17 protein-coding genes are annotated in these 15,530 nt (G+C 40.9%); 12 read left to right on the forward strand and 5 right to left on the reverse strand.

The features are described 5' to 3' along the window. Positions 1-187 precede the first annotated feature (187 nt). From infA to aat, 3 genes are all read right to left on the reverse strand, one after another. Positions 188-406, reverse strand: coding sequence for a translation initiation factor IF-1 (infA, locus tag ACWXWT_RS00840; RefSeq protein ID WP_011496276.1), 219 nt, complete (start codon positions 404-406; stop codon positions 188-190). Positions 407-483: 77 nt separating this feature from the next. Then, entirely contained in the window at positions 484-1,203 is a 720-nt protein-coding gene (locus tag ACWXWT_RS00845; RefSeq protein ID WP_456039728.1) for an arginyltransferase, read from the reverse strand. Next, positions 1,193-1,900, reverse strand: a complete 708-nt coding sequence (aat, locus tag ACWXWT_RS00850) for a leucyl/phenylalanyl-tRNA--protein transferase (RefSeq protein WP_456039729.1) — start codon at positions 1,898-1,900, stop codon at positions 1,193-1,195. The genes ACWXWT_RS00845 and aat overlap by 11 nt, the downstream gene beginning before the upstream one ends. Positions 1,901-1,952: 52 nt before the next feature. On the opposite strand from aat, the gene ACWXWT_RS00855 reads away from it, so the two are divergent. Beyond that, positions 1,953-2,441, forward strand: a complete 489-nt coding sequence (locus tag ACWXWT_RS00855) for a glycine zipper 2TM domain-containing protein (RefSeq protein WP_456039730.1) — start codon at positions 1,953-1,955, stop codon at positions 2,439-2,441. Between the two features lie 55 nt (positions 2,442-2,496). Here the strand turns inward: ACWXWT_RS00855 and ACWXWT_RS00860 are convergent, their stop codons facing one another. Then, positions 2,497-2,847 carry a hypothetical protein gene (locus tag ACWXWT_RS00860; RefSeq protein ID WP_456039731.1) on the reverse strand — a complete coding sequence of 117 codons (351 nt, stop codon included), beginning with the start codon at positions 2,845-2,847 and terminating at the stop codon, positions 2,497-2,499. A 427-nt stretch (positions 2,848-3,274) separates the two neighbouring features. On the opposite strand from ACWXWT_RS00860, the gene ACWXWT_RS00865 reads away from it, so the two are divergent. Both ACWXWT_RS00865 and ACWXWT_RS00870 read left to right on the forward strand, forming a co-directional pair. Continuing rightward, positions 3,275-4,057 (forward strand): Nif3-like dinuclear metal center hexameric protein, encoded by a 783-nt coding sequence (locus ACWXWT_RS00865; RefSeq protein ID WP_456039732.1) that lies wholly within the window; start codon positions 3,275-3,277, stop codon positions 4,055-4,057. Between the two features lie 96 nt (positions 4,058-4,153). Next, entirely contained in the window at positions 4,154-6,073 is a 1,920-nt protein-coding gene (locus ACWXWT_RS00870; RefSeq protein WP_456039733.1) for a monovalent cation:proton antiporter-2 (CPA2) family protein, read from the forward strand. 57 nt (positions 6,074-6,130) lie between these two features. Here ACWXWT_RS00870 and metG read toward each other — a convergent pair whose 3' ends face one another. After that, positions 6,131-8,182, reverse strand: coding sequence for a methionine--tRNA ligase (gene metG / locus ACWXWT_RS00875; protein ID WP_456039734.1), 2,052 nt, complete (start codon positions 8,180-8,182; stop codon positions 6,131-6,133). 156 nt (positions 8,183-8,338) lie between these two features. Here metG and apbC point away from each other — a divergent pair, with 156 nt between their 5' ends. The 9 genes from apbC to ACWXWT_RS00920 are packed head-to-tail and all read left to right on the forward strand — an operon-like array spanning position 8,339 to position 15,441. Then, positions 8,339-9,454: an iron-sulfur cluster carrier protein ApbC gene (gene apbC, locus ACWXWT_RS00880; protein ID WP_456039735.1), complete on the forward strand. Its 1,116-nt coding sequence runs from the start codon at positions 8,339-8,341 to the stop codon at positions 9,452-9,454. 9 nt (positions 9,455-9,463) lie between these two features. Beyond that, a complete protein-coding gene (gene udk / locus ACWXWT_RS00885; RefSeq protein ID WP_456039736.1) occupies positions 9,464-10,102 on the forward strand; it encodes a uridine kinase in 639 nt (212 codons plus the stop codon). Between the two features lie 23 nt (positions 10,103-10,125). Continuing rightward, a complete protein-coding gene (gene dcd / locus ACWXWT_RS00890; RefSeq protein WP_456039737.1) occupies positions 10,126-10,710 on the forward strand; it encodes a dCTP deaminase in 585 nt (194 codons plus the stop codon). Further along, the gene (gene pabC, locus ACWXWT_RS00895; protein ID WP_456039738.1) at positions 10,710-11,543 is read left to right on the forward strand and encodes an aminodeoxychorismate lyase; all 834 of its coding nucleotides are present in this window, start codon (positions 10,710-10,712) and stop codon (positions 11,541-11,543) included. Before dcd ends, pabC begins: the two co-directional genes overlap by 1 nt. Continuing rightward, positions 11,543-12,553, forward strand: a complete 1,011-nt coding sequence (mltG, locus tag ACWXWT_RS00900) for an endolytic transglycosylase MltG (RefSeq protein WP_456039780.1) — start codon at positions 11,543-11,545, stop codon at positions 12,551-12,553. Before pabC ends, mltG begins: the two co-directional genes overlap by 1 nt. Next, positions 12,550-13,194, forward strand: a complete 645-nt coding sequence (gene tmk, locus ACWXWT_RS00905) for a dTMP kinase (protein WP_456039739.1) — start codon at positions 12,550-12,552, stop codon at positions 13,192-13,194. Before mltG ends, tmk begins: the two co-directional genes overlap by 4 nt. Positions 13,195-13,221: 27 nt before the next feature. Beyond that, on the forward strand, positions 13,222-14,220 hold the full coding sequence (gene holB / locus ACWXWT_RS00910; protein WP_456039740.1) for a DNA polymerase III subunit delta': 999 nt from the start codon (positions 13,222-13,224) through the stop codon (positions 14,218-14,220). 44 nt (positions 14,221-14,264) lie between these two features. Further along, entirely contained in the window at positions 14,265-14,591 is a 327-nt protein-coding gene (locus tag ACWXWT_RS00915; protein WP_456039741.1) for a PilZ domain-containing protein, read from the forward strand. 55 nt (positions 14,592-14,646) lie between these two features. Continuing rightward, positions 14,647-15,441 carry a TatD family hydrolase gene (locus tag ACWXWT_RS00920; RefSeq protein WP_456039742.1) on the forward strand — a complete coding sequence of 265 codons (795 nt, stop codon included), beginning with the start codon at positions 14,647-14,649 and terminating at the stop codon, positions 15,439-15,441. Positions 15,442-15,530: the final 89 nt, after the last annotated feature.

Consider the following 15,530-nt stretch of genomic DNA (forward strand, 5'->3'; position numbering starts at 1 on the left):
TGCTACTGCAATACGAATTAAAACTAGCACTATAGTCATTATAGTTGAATGCTCGGGACCTATTACGTTGAACATTCATGTTGTTTAATGCGCGGTACTTTGCGTTGAATACACATTATTTATGCCGTTTGTTACATAACAAAAAAAACCGACAGGGAGTCGGCTTCTAACTTGTTAAGGCTAGCGATTAACGTGCGCGGAAGACGATACGACCTTTTGATAAGTCATAAGGAGTCAGCTGAACCGTGACTTTGTCACCCGTTAAAATACGGATGTAATTTTTGCGCATTTTGCCAGAGATGTGGGCTATCACCACATGTCCATTTTCAAGCTCTACGCGGAACATTGTGTTTGGCAAGGTCTCAAGGATAGTGCCCTGCATTTCAATGTTGTCTTCTTTCGCCATTAATAGTTATCCCATTAGCCTTCAAATATGAAAAATCGGGCGTATCATGCCCCAAAATCGCTTAACTGTAAAGAGTGTTAACAAGAAAGAGGTTGAACTTCTTCACCAATTTGCCAACCTTGTGCTGTTAAAATTTGATATGGTCGATATTGACGTTTGTATCTCATTTTTCGATTTTGATCAATTTGATAGCCTAGATACAAATAACGTTTACCCATCGACTTAGCCAATTGGCATTGAATCAAAATCATTAATGAGCCTAATGAACGCTCGGCGTAGTCGGGATCAAAATAACTGTATATAGCGGAAAAACTGTGTGCCATTTCGTCGGTGACAGCAACACCAATCAGCTGCTCTTTATCAAACACCTCTACAAACATGGGGGGTAACCAATCTGACAATAAAAAATCATCATATTGGCTTTGAGAAGCAGGGTACATAGGACCATCACTATGACGCTCATTAATGTATCTTTCGTACAAGGAGTAATGCTCTGGTCGAGCTGTACGATTAATTTTCCAATGAAGATCTTGGTTATTTTTCAAGGTGCGTTTTTGACGTTTTGATACCACAAAGTCATTAATGTTTAAGCGAATAGATTGGCAAGCTTGGCAACTGGGACAGCGGGGTTTATAGATTGCATTTCCATTACGACGAAACCCCATCGCAAGCAGTTGTTCAAACAGAGCAGCGTCTAATTGCGGTTCTTGGATAACCAAAAGTTGCTCTTTATTTCCTTCAATATAGTTACAATCAAAAGGTTGGCTTATTCCGACATTGACAGATTTAGAATTCAATTAACACCTCTTGTTTATGCCACATTGATGCTGAAATTTGTTGGTCTCGATTTCGGTGAAGTATTGACAAAAATTCACGTCTTGGTAACGCTTTTGCGCCAAGACTAGCCAAGTGTGGATTCATTACTTGGGCATCAATTAATTGAAAATGATGTTTTGACAAGTGTTGATTGAGTATAGCAAATGCTGCTTTTGATGCATTAGTTTGGCGATGGAACATAGACTCGCCACAAAAAACACTGCCTACAGGGATACCATAAAGCCCACCGACTAACTGTTCTCCATCCCAGACTTCGAGAGAATGCGCATGTCCTTGTAGATGAAGTTCGTAATACGCCATTTGAATTTCGGCTGTAATCCATGTGCCATCTTGTGTACCACGAGGCTGAGCACAACCTGCGACCACATCTAGAAAAGCATGATTGATAGTAAATCGCCACGAGGATTTCTTAAGGAACTTGACTAAGCTTTTACTGCCAAAGTGATGTGTTGGCATAAATACAGCGCGAGGATCAGGTGACCACCATAAAATGGGGTCGTTGGTGTTAAACCATGGAAAAATACCTTGGTAATAAGCCTGTAATAAGCGGGCGGGTTGCAGGTCACCGCCAATGGCTAAAAGACCATTAGGTTCGGTTAGTGCATGTTCTGGCGGCGGAAAGCCGATAGACTGATTTAAATAAGACAGTGTATTCACAATTGAGTATATTAATTGGTATACCTTATCGTTAACTTAGCGGAAAATAGCGATGTTTAACATCATAACTGTAAGTGGAAAGAGCATTTTTGCAGTATTGCTAACATTTTGTGTGTTTTGTGGACCCGTTTTGGCTGCTTACGAGCGTAATCAAGCTGTGCCAGTTGAAAAAGTACTCTATGGCAATATTGAGTCTGTTAGGCATGTGACAGAAAAACAGCTGGTGGAAGACAGTCACAGCGGTTGGAAAACATTTGGCGGTGCATTGATTGGTGGTGTGATTGGGCATCAGTTCGGTGGTGGTTCAGGCCAAAATGTGGCGACGGTATTAGGGGCGTTGATTGGCGGTGGTATTGGTAGCCAACATGGTCATTCAGAATATTATCTTCAAAACAAGTTGATTGAACTGATGATTAAACAAGAAGACGGTACTCAAATTATGGTGATTCAAGATGTTGACCCAGGTATGAACTTTGCGGTTGGGGATGACGTTCGAGTCGTTTACTTAACGGGTTATGTCAGAGTGGATCTTGCGATGTAATATGGACTGAAACAGCAGGAGCCGACCCAGACTCCTGTTGTTTTATTGGCTGACCTTAGAATCCTCTTGGCAATGTTTGCTTGCCCGTTGTGTTTTCGAGCTTTTGACGCCACAACTGTTTAGGTGTTAATCCACCAGATGTAGGGTGTTCTTTTAGTTTTGATTGTTTTTTCAATGCAGGCTTTGCAGCTATTGCTGCTGAAGGTTTTACGGCTGCAGGTGCACTTTTTTCCGATGATGCCAGTAGTTCAGCATGCATAGATTCAAGTTCGCTAAAGCGTACAGATTTAGCGCCGTCAATTTTGTACCAGCTTCCTGATTGCTCAATAGCGACAGAGCTACCAGACTGTTGCTCAAGTGCCTTTTGTAGTTGGCTGATGACCTCTTCTTTAGTCAATGTTGTCATAGTTCATAACCTATTGGTGATCATGTTAAATTAAGGTTGTGATTAATTTTAGAGTGTTATGGCACCAAAAGTCCAATTCAGACTAAAATTATGCGATTATCCGCCAATAAGTGTCATTAATTGGTGGTTTATCGGCTCATTACGACAATAATGCACAATAAATGAACTACATAGATGGCGTGAACTTTTTCAATTTGTATATTAATCCCCTGTGTTTATTTAATGCCTAGCTGCGTAAGCCAATCAACCTGATATGTTAAATTTTATTTTAGATTGGATATGCTTCACGAGACTAATCATATTACGGTAAACTAAAACTCAAGTTTCGCATCACAGCCTCAGCTTTCACTGTAAGAATAAAGAAATGGTATTTATTGATAAGCTTTTTTATTGAATAAGCTGAGTTAGCTCATTATGTAGGGTTATTATGTCTAAAAATCATCAAGCGTCGTCAACTGTCTCACGTCAAGAATTGGCCTTCTATCTTGATACTTTTTTAAATGTTAATGCATTTAAAGACTATGCTCCAAACGGCTTGCAAGTTGAAGGAAAGGCTAACATTCGCACTATTGTGACGGGGGTGACGGCTTGTCAGGCATTAATTGATGCTGCAATAGCCCTTAATGCCGACGCAATCTTAGTCCATCATGGTTTTTTTTGGAAAAATGAATCTGAAGTTATCACTGGCATGAAATATCGTCGAATCAAAGCGTTAATGGATAACGATATGAGTTTATTTGGCTATCATTTACCGTTAGATGCCCATCATGGTGTGGGAAATAATGCTCAATTGGCTCAACAATTAGGCATTATCAGTCCAAGGGTCTATGAGGCGGTACCACAAGATTTGTTATGGCATGGTCATTTAGAGCACCCTTTAACAGTCGCTGAGTTTAGTCATTTACTCAACACCGTGTTAACCCGTCAACCGTTGCATATAGGTGATGAAACTAAAATGATCTCAACCCTGGCATGGTGTACTGGTGGCGCACAAGATTACATCGATCATGCTGCACAAATGGGGGTTGATGCGTTTATAAGTGGTGAAGTGTCAGAACGGACATTTCATAGTGCTATTGAGCAAGGGCTTCATTATTTTGCTGCGGGACATCATGCTACTGAGCTATTTGGCATTCAAGCATTAGGCGAACATTTAGCCGAAAAATATAATATTGAACATCATTTTATTGATATCAAAAATCCCGTGTAATTATCAGTAATCTGTTGATGTTAATTTTGTGTGTGTAGTAAAGTCGTGATGTTAGACTTTGAATAGGTATGACATTTTATCGTCTGGAATAAATAAATGACCGAATATTTTCTACAAGCCTTTATCTATTTAACGGCAGCAGTTATTGCTGTTCCGTTAGCCAATAAATTGGGCTTAGGTTCTGTATTAGGGTATTTGATTGCGGGTGTCGTCATCGGCCCTATTGTTGGTTTAGTGGGGAGTGAAACGAATACCATCCAACATTTTGCCGAATTTGGTGTGGTGATGATGCTGTTTCTGGTCGGTTTAGAGCTTGAACCCAAAATGCTTTGGGCTATGCGTAATCGGCTATTGGGACTTGGTGGCTTACAAGTTGTCGGGTCGGTTGTCGCTGTGATGGCCTGTGCTATTTATGCAGGGTATCAACTAAGTATAGCCTTAACGATTGGATTGATTTTTTCATTGTCGTCTACCGCTATTGTGTTGCAAACCTTATCTGAAAAACGCCTCAATAAAACCCATGCAGGTAAGAATGCATTTTCGGTATTGTTGTTTCAAGACATTGCCGTTATTCCGATGTTGGCGTTTATTCCTTTATTAGCTTTACCTGAATTGGTTGAGCAAGCCCAAATAGCCCTCAGTAACATGAGCGAACAGCACGAGCAATTAAGTCTCGTGGCCTCATTGCCGGGATGGGCTTATGCCATTGTGCTGGTATTAGCGATTGCTGTCGTGGTGTTAGGGGGGCATTATTTAAGCCGCCCGCTATTTAAAATTGTTGCCGAATCTGGGGCTCGAGAAATATCCACCGCCGCTGCGTTAATGTTAGTCATTGGCATTGCAGCATTAATGAGTTTAGTGGGCATATCACCTGCATTAGGGACTTTTTTAGCCGGCGTGGTGCTTGCTAACAGTGAATTTAAGCACGAGCTGGAAGCTAATATTGGTCCGTTTAAAGGCTTATTATTAGGGTTGTTTTTTATCACTGTCGGTGCTGGTATTGACTTTTCAGTGTTGTTTGCCGATTTTGGCGAAATCATGTTAATCACCTTAAGTGTGATGTTGATTAAAGCGTTTTTACTGTATTTATTAGCATTAATTTTTGGTATTAAAGGAAGCGATCGCTGGTTGTTTGCCTTGTGTCTTGCTCAAGCGGGAGAGTTTGGTTTTGTCTTGTTGAGTTTTAGTGTTCAACATTATGTTATTCCAACGGACTTAGCCCAGACATTATCGATAGTGGTGGCACTATCGATGTTTTTAACTCCAGGGTTATTTATTTTATTTGATAAGGTGATTTACCCACGTTTTCAAGTGCAAACCAATCAACGTGAACAAGATAATATAGATGATAAAGGAACGGTAATTATTGCGGGTATTGGCCGCTTTGGCCAAGTAGTTAACCGGGTGCTTGTATCAAATAATATTAAAACAGTTGTGCTCGATTATCAGGTGTCTCAGGTTGATACTATCAGGCGAATAAATACTAAAGCTTATTATGGTGATGCGACTCGTCCAGATCTATTAAAAACAGCAGGCATTGAAGAAGCCTCGCTTTTTGTGGTGGCCATCGATAATAGAGAAAGTAGCGTCGAGTTGGTTAAATACTTACATCATACTTACCCAAAACTTAGTATTGTGGCTAGAGCATTTGACCGTGGACATGGACATTTATTAAAAGCTGCTGGTGCAGATGTGGTTGAGTCGGAAACGCATCACTCGGCTCTTGAGCTCAGTTTGTCGTCGTTACAGCTTTTAGGTCACTCTGAAGAATATGTGTTAAGACGTAAGGCAACTTATAAGCGCGTTGAGAAAGAAGCATCAAAGCGCTTATATGACTTTTGGTTGAAAGAATCAGCAGGTGAGCGTTTTAGTAACGATTTTATTAAATTGTTTATGTTGTATGAAGAGCGATTAAAGCAGGCAATGGATGACGATAATGCCGCTAATCAACAAAATATAGATGATCAACACGATGTCAATCTAAAACAAAAAAGTGACATTGATGTTCAGGAATAATCAATGACACTATAAAAAAAGACCGCAGAAGCGGTCTTTTTTTGATGGTTATAATGACTATTTAACCCGCATGCCTGGTAGTGCACCTTCATGGGGTTCTAGTATAAACAAGTCTTTACCGCCAGGACCTGCAGCTAATACCATGCCTTCAGAATCACCAAACTTCATGGTACGTGGTGCTAGGTTCGCCACCATTACCGTAAGCTTACCGACTAAATCTTCTGGCGCATAAGCTGATTTAATGCCGGCAAATACTTGCTTGGTTTCGCCACCTAAGTCTAATTCAAGACGGAGCAATTTTTTTGCTTTTTCAATGTGCTCCGCTTTGCTGATCCGAGCGATACGTAAATCAATTTTAGCAAAGTCGTCAAAGCTGATTATAGGGCTAATAGGATCATGCTCTAATTGGTTAACGGTTTGTTTTGGTTCGTCGGTGTTGGGCGCATCCGTGTTAGTTGCCTGTAAGTTCTCTTTAGATGCGTCGATGATAGCGTCAATGCTCTTAGATTCAATGCGTTGCATCAATGCCTTAAATGGCGCTATTTCATGGCCAGCGAGATCTTGACTTAAATTGTTCCATGTTAAAGTTAGTTGTAAAAAACCTTCAACATTTTCGGCCAGTTTAGGTAATACAGGCTTAAGGTATGTCACCAAAATTCTGAACAAGTTTAGTGCATTACTGCACACCTGGTGTGCTTCAACTTGTTTATCTTCTTGCTTGATTAATTGCCAAGGTGCGGCGTCAGCAACATAGGCGTTAGCGATATCTGCTAATGCCATAATCTCACGCATGGCTTTACCAAACTCACGATTTTCATAGAAATCGGCAATGATTTCACTTTTAGCTAAAAATGTTTCAGTTAAACTATTGTCGGTTACTTTCGCTAGTTTGCCATCAAAACGTTTACTGATAAAACCTGCTGTGCGGGAGGCTAGGTTAACTAATTTCCCGACTAAGTCTGAATTTACGCGCTGGGAAAAATCCTCTAAATTTAAATCTAAGTCGTCAATACGGCTATTTAATTTTGCTGCGTAATAATAACGTAGATACTCAGGATCTAAATTGTCTAAATAAGTACGCGCTTTGATAAATGTGCCTTTCGACTTAGACATTTTAGCGCCATTAACGGTGACATAACCATGGGCATATACGCTGGTTGGCTTACGAATACCGGCACCTTCGAGCATGGCTGGCCAAAATAAGCTGTGGAAATAAACAATGTCTTTACCGATGAAATGATAGACCTCTGCAGTTGAATTTAGTCCCCAGAAGTCATCAAAGTTAACATCATCACGTTTGTCACATAAGTTTTTAAACGATCCCATATAGCCGATAGGTGCATCTAGCCAAACATAGAAGAATTTTCCTGGAGCATCTGGGATTTCAAAACCAAAGTAGGGTGCATCACGAGAAATGTCCCATTGTTGTAACCCTTGCTCAAACCATTCGTTGAGCTTATTAGCCATTTCTTGTTGTAAAGAACCAGACTGGATCCACTCTTTTAACATGCCTTCAAAGGCTGGCAGGTCGAAAAAGAAGTGTTCGGTATCTTTCATGATTGGTGTTGCACCCGATACCGCTGATTTAGGGTTTATCAGGTCGGTTGTGCTATAGGTTGCACCGCAACTATCGCAGTTGTCACCATATTGGTCCTCAGACTTACATTTAGGACACGTACCCTTAACGAAACGGTCAGGTAAAAACATTGATTTTTCAGGGTCAAATAACTGTGAAATCGTTCTAGTTTTGATGTAACCGCCATCACGTAATTTTAGATAAATATCGTTAGCTAAGGTGCGATTCTCATCACTATGAGTGCTGTGAAAATTATCAAACTGAATGTTAAAATCGGCGAAATCTTGCTGATGTTCTTGTTGAACTTGCGCAATCATTTCTTCAGGCGTAATCCCCATTTGCTGTGCTTTAAGCATGATAGGTGTGCCATGAGCGTCATCGGCACAAATATAGTAGCACTCATGGCCACGTAATTTTTGAAAACGTGACCATATATCCGTTTGGATATATTCAAGCATGTGGCCAAGATGGATAGGGCCATTGGCATAAGGAAGGGCGCTTGTGACCAGTATTTTACGCTGTGATTCTGTCATTTTGTCTCGATATCAAATTACACCAAAAATATTGCCTGATACTAACTGATTAGCAGACTTTTTTCACCAAAACATGACCTAAAAAAGCTTATTAATCACTATTTTTTTATTAAGTTCTGATACACTTGTACAAATTTCTTGTTCGGAGTTGCCATTTTGGTTAATACGCATACAAATTATCAATTAAGTGATGAATTATTGTCGCCAGTGTTAGATATTTTAGAAGCATTTGAAGATCCTTATTTGCATAAAGGTTTGGTCAGTGCAGGATGTGTAACGGCTTTATCGATAGAAGGAAAACGCCTACAGTTAGGTTTAGTTTATCCTTACCCTTGTATGACTCAGTATCGTGACACTGTAATGGCCGTAACAAACAAGTTGGCGGTGTTAGATGCCATTGATGAAGTTGAATGTGAAATTGACTTTCAGCCTCGTGTTTATTCTGCTCTGCCCGCAATCCCACCTATTCCTAATGTAAAACAGGTTATTGCTGTGGCATCGGGTAAAGGCGGTGTAGGGAAATCAACCACCGCAGTTAATTTGGCGTTGGCGTTAAAAGCGGAAGGCGCAGAAGTCGGTATTTTAGATGCAGATATCTATGGACCGTCCATTCCATTGATGTTAGGTATTCCTAATTTCCGTCCGCAATCTCCAGATGGCAAGCACATGACACCAGCATTAGTACATGGCCTTTCAGCGCAATCCATCGGCTTTATGTTAAGTGGTGATGAAGCGGCTGTATGGCGTGGGCCAATGGCTGCTGGGGCGTTAGCGCAACTGCTCAATGAAACGCAGTGGCCTGAGCTAGATTATTTAATTATCGATATGCCACCAGGAACCGGTGATATTCAATTAACGTTATCGCAAAAAGTGCCTGTCAGTGGCGCTGTGATAGTCACCACTCCGCAAGATATTGCTCTAGCCGATGCCAAGAAGGGCATTACCATGTTCAGTAAAGTGAATATTCCTGTATTGGGTATTATTGAAAACATGAGCTTTCACCTTTGCCCAGAATGTGGCCATAAAGAGCATCCATTTGGCACCCATGGCGGTAGTCAAATTGCTGAGCGTTATAATGTGCCACTTTTAGGCTCGTTGCCACTACATATTAATATCCGTGAATCTATGGATAATGGTACGCCGAGCGTGATGAGCGAGCCAGACAGTGAAGTATCAGGCATATATCGCGAGATAGCCCGCAAACTTGGTGCTGAGTTAGCACTTCAACAAGTACAGTCAAGCGTAAACATCAGCATATCAGAAGACGAGTAAGGTTAAGAAATGAATTCGCAGCAGTGTGTCATTATTGGGATTGCCGGTGCGTCGGCTTCAGGTAAAAGTTTAATTGCTAAAACTATTTTTGAAGAATTGCGTCGTGATCTAGGAACAAATCAGATTGGCGTGATTAACGAAGATGCTTATTATCGTGATCAAAATCATTTGAGCATGGAGGAGCGTGTAAAAGCTAATTACGACCATCCAAAAGCGTTAGATCACCAGTTATTGGCATCTCATTTAACTCAATTGAAAAAGGGCGAAGCGGTTAGCATTCCTTGTTATAGCTACACGGAACATACTCGTACTAGCGAGACGCTAACGATGCAGCCTAAAAAAGTCATTATCCTAGAAGGTATTTTGTTATTAACCGATCCTAAACTACGTGAATTAATGGATGCCAGTGTGTTTATGGACACCCCGCTGGATATTTGCTTTTTACGTCGGTTAACTCGTGATGTTGCTGAACGTGGCAGAACGATGGAATCGGTTATTTCACAATACAAAAAAACAGTACGGCCTATGTTCTTACAATTCATCGAGCCGTCAAAGCAATATGCAGACATCATTGTTCCTCGGGGTGGTAAGAATCGTATTGCTACTGATATTTTAAAAGCTAGAATTCAGCATTTATTGGCAAAATAGCCCTATCTTGGAGAGAGTGCAGTATGCGTTTAACCGATATTGAAATTGAACAATGTTTAGATAATGGCACCATTATCATTGATCCTCGTCCTGGTATAGAAGCCATTTCGGGAGTGAGTGTGGATGTACGTTTAGGCAGCCAATTTCGAGTATTTAAAGACCATACCGCACCTTATATTGACTTGAGTGGCCCAAGTGCAGAAATGCAATTAGCACTAGATCGAATCATGAGCGATAAAATTGAAATTGCTGATAATGATGCTTTTTTCCTACATCCTGGTGAACTCGCTTTAGCCGTAACCTATGAAAGTGTGACCTTGCCTGCTGATATTGTGGGTTGGTTAGATGGCCGCTCATCTCTTGCTCGTTTAGGGTTGATGGTGCATGTTACTGCGCATCGTATTGATCCTGGTTGGCAAGGTAAAATTGTGCTGGAGTTCTTTAACAGTGGTAAGTTGCCTTTGGCACTTCGCCCAGGTATGACGATTGGTGCACTTAATTTTGAACGCTTAAGCTCAGCAGTGGCCCGTCCATATAACACCCGGAAAAGTTCGAAGTACAAAGACCAGCAAGAGGCTGTCGCAAGCCGGATTAGCCAGGACAAATAATGGCACCAGTTTGGGTTAATCATGTTGAAAACGGGCTAATCAATCCATTTGACCGTGGTGTCGCTTATGGTGATGGTGTGTTTGCAACAATGCGCACCGCATCAGCAAATATGCCTGCAGGGATATTATTCCTTGGCGGGCACTTTGCTCGTTTGCAGCAAAGCTGTGAACGTTTAAGTATTAAGTGGCAACCAAGTGACTCATTACAACAACAGTTGAACCAACTCGCCCTGCAATATCCACAACATTGTATAAAGCTCTTGTTGACGCGCGGAGTCGGTGGGCGTGGTTATCAGGCTCCTACAAGCGCAAACGTAACAGAAGTCTTATCTGTGCATCCTATTCCTGCTCATTACCTTGGTTGGCAACAAACAGGTATTTCGCTCGCATCATCACCGATATGTCTTGGAAGACAACCTCTTCTAGCGGGAATAAAACACCTTAACCGATTGGAACAGGTGCTCATAAAGTCTCAGCAGCTACCTAGTCATCATCAAGATTGGTTAGTATTTGACGGTGAAGGTAATGTGATAGAGTCATCCATTGCCAATATCTTTATTATCAAAAATGATCACGTTTTGACTCCTGCAATAACTCATGCAGGCGTAAGCGGAGTCATGCGTGAAACTCTGATTGATACTTTGCTTAATAATGGTTATACAGTGGTAGCGACTCAACTCACGTTTAGTGATATTAAGACCGCTGAGCATATCGTGATAACAAACAGTTTATTTGGCATTATTGATGTTACCGCCGTAGACGATTTTCAATTTTGCCGTTGGACGCATACATCGCGATTCAGGCACGTTCTGAGTGTAAATTTATCAACATGATTAAATCGATAAAAACCTTTCTGTTAGCCAGCTTGATCCCATTATTTACGCTAATCTGCCTTGGTGGCTATTGGCTTGTATGTGACTTAGTGGCTTATCAAAAACAACCTTTACAGTTAACAGAAATTCAAACTTTAACCATTGAACCGGGTACGTCAGTTATTAAACTGGCACAACAACTGGAACAACAATCTTTGATTACAGAAAGTTGGAAAGTTAAATATCTTGTTAAACTTGAACCTAAATTTGCCAATATAAAGACGGGTTTATATCAAGTGATCCCTGGCGATACGTTAGAAGCGTTATTAAAACGATTATATTTAGGTCAACAAGTGGTTTTCAGTGTGACGTTAATCGAAGGTAAAACCATTGCCGAATGGCAGCAGACACTTGCCACGACAGAGCATTTAAAACAGAATGCAGATGACTTTAATCAAGTGTTATTACAGCATGGCGATACATCTGGTTTGCCCGAGGGAAAATTCTATCCTGAAACATTTCATTATCATGCAGATGATAATCTACAGACTATTTTAAATCGAAGCTACAACATGATGCAGATGAGTTTAGCGCAAGCATGGGAAGGACGAGACCCAGACTTAGCATTATCATCACCGTATGAATTACTGATTATTGCGTCCATTATTGAAAAAGAAACCGGTAAACCGGAAGAACGTGATTGGGTGTCAGCCGTATTTAATAACCGGCTGAAAAAGGGCATGCGTCTTCAAACCGATCCTACAGTTATTTATGGCATGGGTGACCGTTATAAAGGCAATATTACACGTAAAGATTTACGTGAAACCACGGCGTTTAATACTTATAAAATTGATGGTTTACCGCCAACGCCTATTGCAGCGCCAAGTCGAGCATCCTTATTTGCCGCAGCCAATCCGGCCAAAGTAAATTACTTATATTTTGTGTCTCGCAATGATGGCAGTCATGTGTTTTCATCCACATTGAAGGCTCACAATAAAGCCGTAAATGAATTTCAGAGAAAAAGAAAATGAGTCAAAAGAAAGGCAAGTTTATTGTCATTGAAGGATTAGAAGGCGCGGGTAAATCGAGTGCGATAGCCTTAGTAAATGATATTATTAGTCAACTTGTTGGCCAATCACCTGTGTGTACGCGTGAACCCGGTGGCACTCCATTAGCTGAAAAAATACGTGACTTAGTCAAAATTGCTGATGAGACGGATCCGTTATGTGATGAAGCAGAATGCTTACTTATTTATGCTGCCCGATCACAGCTAATCGCCAATGTTATCAAACCTGCTTTGTCTTCAGGTAAATGGGTTCTCGGTGATAGGCATAATCTGTCATCTTTAGCTTATCAAGGTGGTGGTCGCGGTTTAATGCCATTAGTGAAAGCGGTTAGCGATGCTTGTTTAAATGGATTTAAGCCTGATCTCACCTTGTATTTGGATATTGATCCCACTCTAGGATTAAGCCGGGCAGCGAGTCGTGGCAAGCTTGATAGAATTGAACAACAAGCCATCGATTTTTTTGAACGAGCTAGAAAAACCTACTTAACACTAGCTCATGAAGATGACAGTATTATCGTTATTGATGCCAGCCAATCAATGGAACAAGTGCATGATGATATTCGGCTAAAGTTGCAGCATCTATTGCCCACTCTTATGGGTGAGTGATGAATACTAAGAGGATAATATCGCGATATGAGTGATTATCAGATTGGCCAATTACCGTGGTTAGCGGAACCGCATCAACGGTTTGTCGATCAACATTATCGCGGTAAAAGTAGCCATGCACATTTGTTTAATATTGATAAAGCACTAGGTGGAGATAAGTTAGCTAAAGCAGCTGCTCATACTGTGCTTTGCCAACATCTCACGTCTGTGGGGGCTTGCGGACAATGTAAAAGCTGTTTGTTATTGGCTGCTGGTAACCATCCTGATCTATATGTTATCGAACCCGATGGTAACCAAATTAAAGTTGATCAAATTCGCCAGCTCTGCCAAGCATTAACGCAAACCGCTCAACAACATGGCGCACGAGTAGCGATAATCCTTAATGCTGAGCGCTTAAACTTGGCGGCTGCCAATGCGCTGCTGAAAACCCTAGAAGAGCCTGGCGATGATGTTGTACTCATTTTGCAAACAAATACATCAGCCCAATTATTAGCAACTATCACGAGTCGTTGCCAAATGCTGAATTTTGTCTTGCCGACTAAACTTGAGATACACCAGTGGCTTGAAGCACAGCAGTTGTTACCAGCACCTGATGCTGAAGGTAAAATCCATGATGTCACTTGGTGCCTCAGTGTCGTAGGTGGCCCTCTTGCATTAGCAAGCAGTTTAACAAGCCAACATTATCAACAACTGATGACCTTCCGCCAAGATTGGGCCCAAAGTTTGAGAACAGGCCATTTATGCAATAGTTTATTGAAGGTGTCAGAACAACAAATTGTTGATGTGCTTAATATTTTATATTTGTACTTACGTCAATATGTGTTAAAAAGTAATAAAATAGAAAGTAATAAAATAAAAACTGAAAATGCAGGGCATCAAGTATTAAACCCGCTTGTTCAAACTAAAATAATTGAACTTGCAGGTAATGTGATGAGGATGTCACGTAAGCTTGAAACAATGCCCAGTGTTAATACCCAAGCACTGTGCCAGCAATATGTACTCGCATTTAGGCAGCTAACTCATTAAATTCGTTATACTGACTGTTAACTTATTATGGAAAATAATCATTTATGGTCGATCTTGTCGTTGATTACGATACATTACACAAGCTTTATCGTGCTTACATGCCTTTTATTAAGCCTGCAGGTTTATTTATTGCAACTTCAGAAAGTCATTTTTTAGGCCAAGAACTGACTATTGCGTACAGGTTACCAAATGCCACCCAAACGAATGAGTTTAAAGGGACCGTGGTATGGATTAATCCAATCGGCGCATCTGGTGGAAGGCCTGCAGGAATTGGCGTTAAAATTAAAACCGATATTGAAAGCCATAAACATCACATTGAAAAGCTACTTTCGAGCGAACTGTCTTCTAGTGATTTGACCTGCACTATGTAGCTAGGTATTCTTGCGCATCTGTTTTATTTGTTACTATAGTTGCGAAAGAATTCTCATGCTAATTGATTCACATTGTCATCTTGACCGCTTGAAAGCGGCGCCAGACTCAGTCAGTTTACAATCCATCATGGACAACGCTAAAGCCCAAGGCGTTGACTATCTATTGTGCGTTAACGTTCGCCAGCAAGGCTTTGAAGCCATGCGAGATAAAGTGTCGGCTTTTAATAATGTTTTTTTGTCATCTGGCGTGCATCCTTTAGATGTTCAAGAAGGCTTGAATATTGAAGATATTAAACGTTTTGCTAAAGATCCTCGTGTTGTTGCCATTGGTGAGACGGGGCTAGATTACTTCTATTCAAACGAGACTAAGGCATTGCAACAACAATGCTTTGAGCAACAGATTGCGTTAGCTGTCGAGGTGAATAAACCGCTCATTGTTCATACTCGTGATGCTCGTGAAGATACAATACATATGCTTAAAGCAGGCAATGCTGATAGGGTGGGAGGGGTGTTGCATTGCTTTACTGAAAATTGGGAAATGGCCAAAGCCGCTATTGATTTAGGTTTTTATATATCGGTATCAGGTATCGTAACATTTAAAAATGCTAGTGAGCTTCGTAGCGTCATTCGTCAAGTGCCTCAGGATAGATTATTAGTCGAAACTGATTCACCATATCTGGCTCCGGTGCCACATCGTGGTCAAGAAAACCAACCTGCATATGTTCGTGATGTTGCTGAGTTTGTCGCGCAATTACGGGGTGAAAAATTCGAAGTGTTAGCTCAATACACCACCGACAACTTTTTTACGTTATTCAAAGATGCCGCTACGTTAATAGGGCGTCAATATTAAATTACAGCTAATATTAGCCTGTATATTATTTGATTTGGCGGATAAAAAAAGGCCCAAAACTATCCAATTGTTTTGGGCCTAGGGAAAGG

Source organism: Shewanella sp. A22 (genome assembly GCF_053850585.1).

Bases quoted from the DNA above. Each gene is read 5' to 3' on its own strand.
- infA (WP_011496276.1), bottom strand. From the start codon at position 406: ATGGCGAAAGAAGACAACATTGAAATGCAGGGCACTATCCTTGAGACC.
- ACWXWT_RS00870 (WP_456039733.1), top strand. From the start codon at position 4,154: ATGACCGAATATTTTCTACAAGCCTTTATCTATTTAACGGCAGCAGTT.
- ACWXWT_RS00920 (WP_456039742.1), top strand. From the start codon at position 14,647: ATGCTAATTGATTCACATTGTCATCTTGACCGCTTGAAAGCGGCGCCA.
- ACWXWT_RS00855 (WP_456039730.1), top strand. From the start codon at position 1,953: ATGTTTAACATCATAACTGTAAGTGGAAAGAGCATTTTTGCAGTATTG.
- ACWXWT_RS00865 (WP_456039732.1), top strand. From the start codon at position 3,275: ATGTCTAAAAATCATCAAGCGTCGTCAACTGTCTCACGTCAAGAATTG.
- dcd (WP_456039737.1), top strand. From the start codon at position 10,126: ATGCGTTTAACCGATATTGAAATTGAACAATGTTTAGATAATGGCACC.
- ACWXWT_RS00915 (WP_456039741.1), top strand. From the start codon at position 14,265: ATGGTCGATCTTGTCGTTGATTACGATACATTACACAAGCTTTATCGT.
- holB (WP_456039740.1), top strand. From the start codon at position 13,222: ATGAGTGATTATCAGATTGGCCAATTACCGTGGTTAGCGGAACCGCAT.
- ACWXWT_RS00860 (WP_456039731.1), bottom strand. From the start codon at position 2,847: ATGACAACATTGACTAAAGAAGAGGTCATCAGCCAACTACAAAAGGCA.
- metG (WP_456039734.1), bottom strand. From the start codon at position 8,182: ATGACAGAATCACAGCGTAAAATACTGGTCACAAGCGCCCTTCCTTAT.
- pabC (WP_456039738.1), top strand. From the start codon at position 10,710: ATGGCACCAGTTTGGGTTAATCATGTTGAAAACGGGCTAATCAATCCA.
- tmk (WP_456039739.1), top strand. From the start codon at position 12,550: ATGAGTCAAAAGAAAGGCAAGTTTATTGTCATTGAAGGATTAGAAGGC.
- udk (WP_456039736.1), top strand. From the start codon at position 9,464: ATGAATTCGCAGCAGTGTGTCATTATTGGGATTGCCGGTGCGTCGGCT.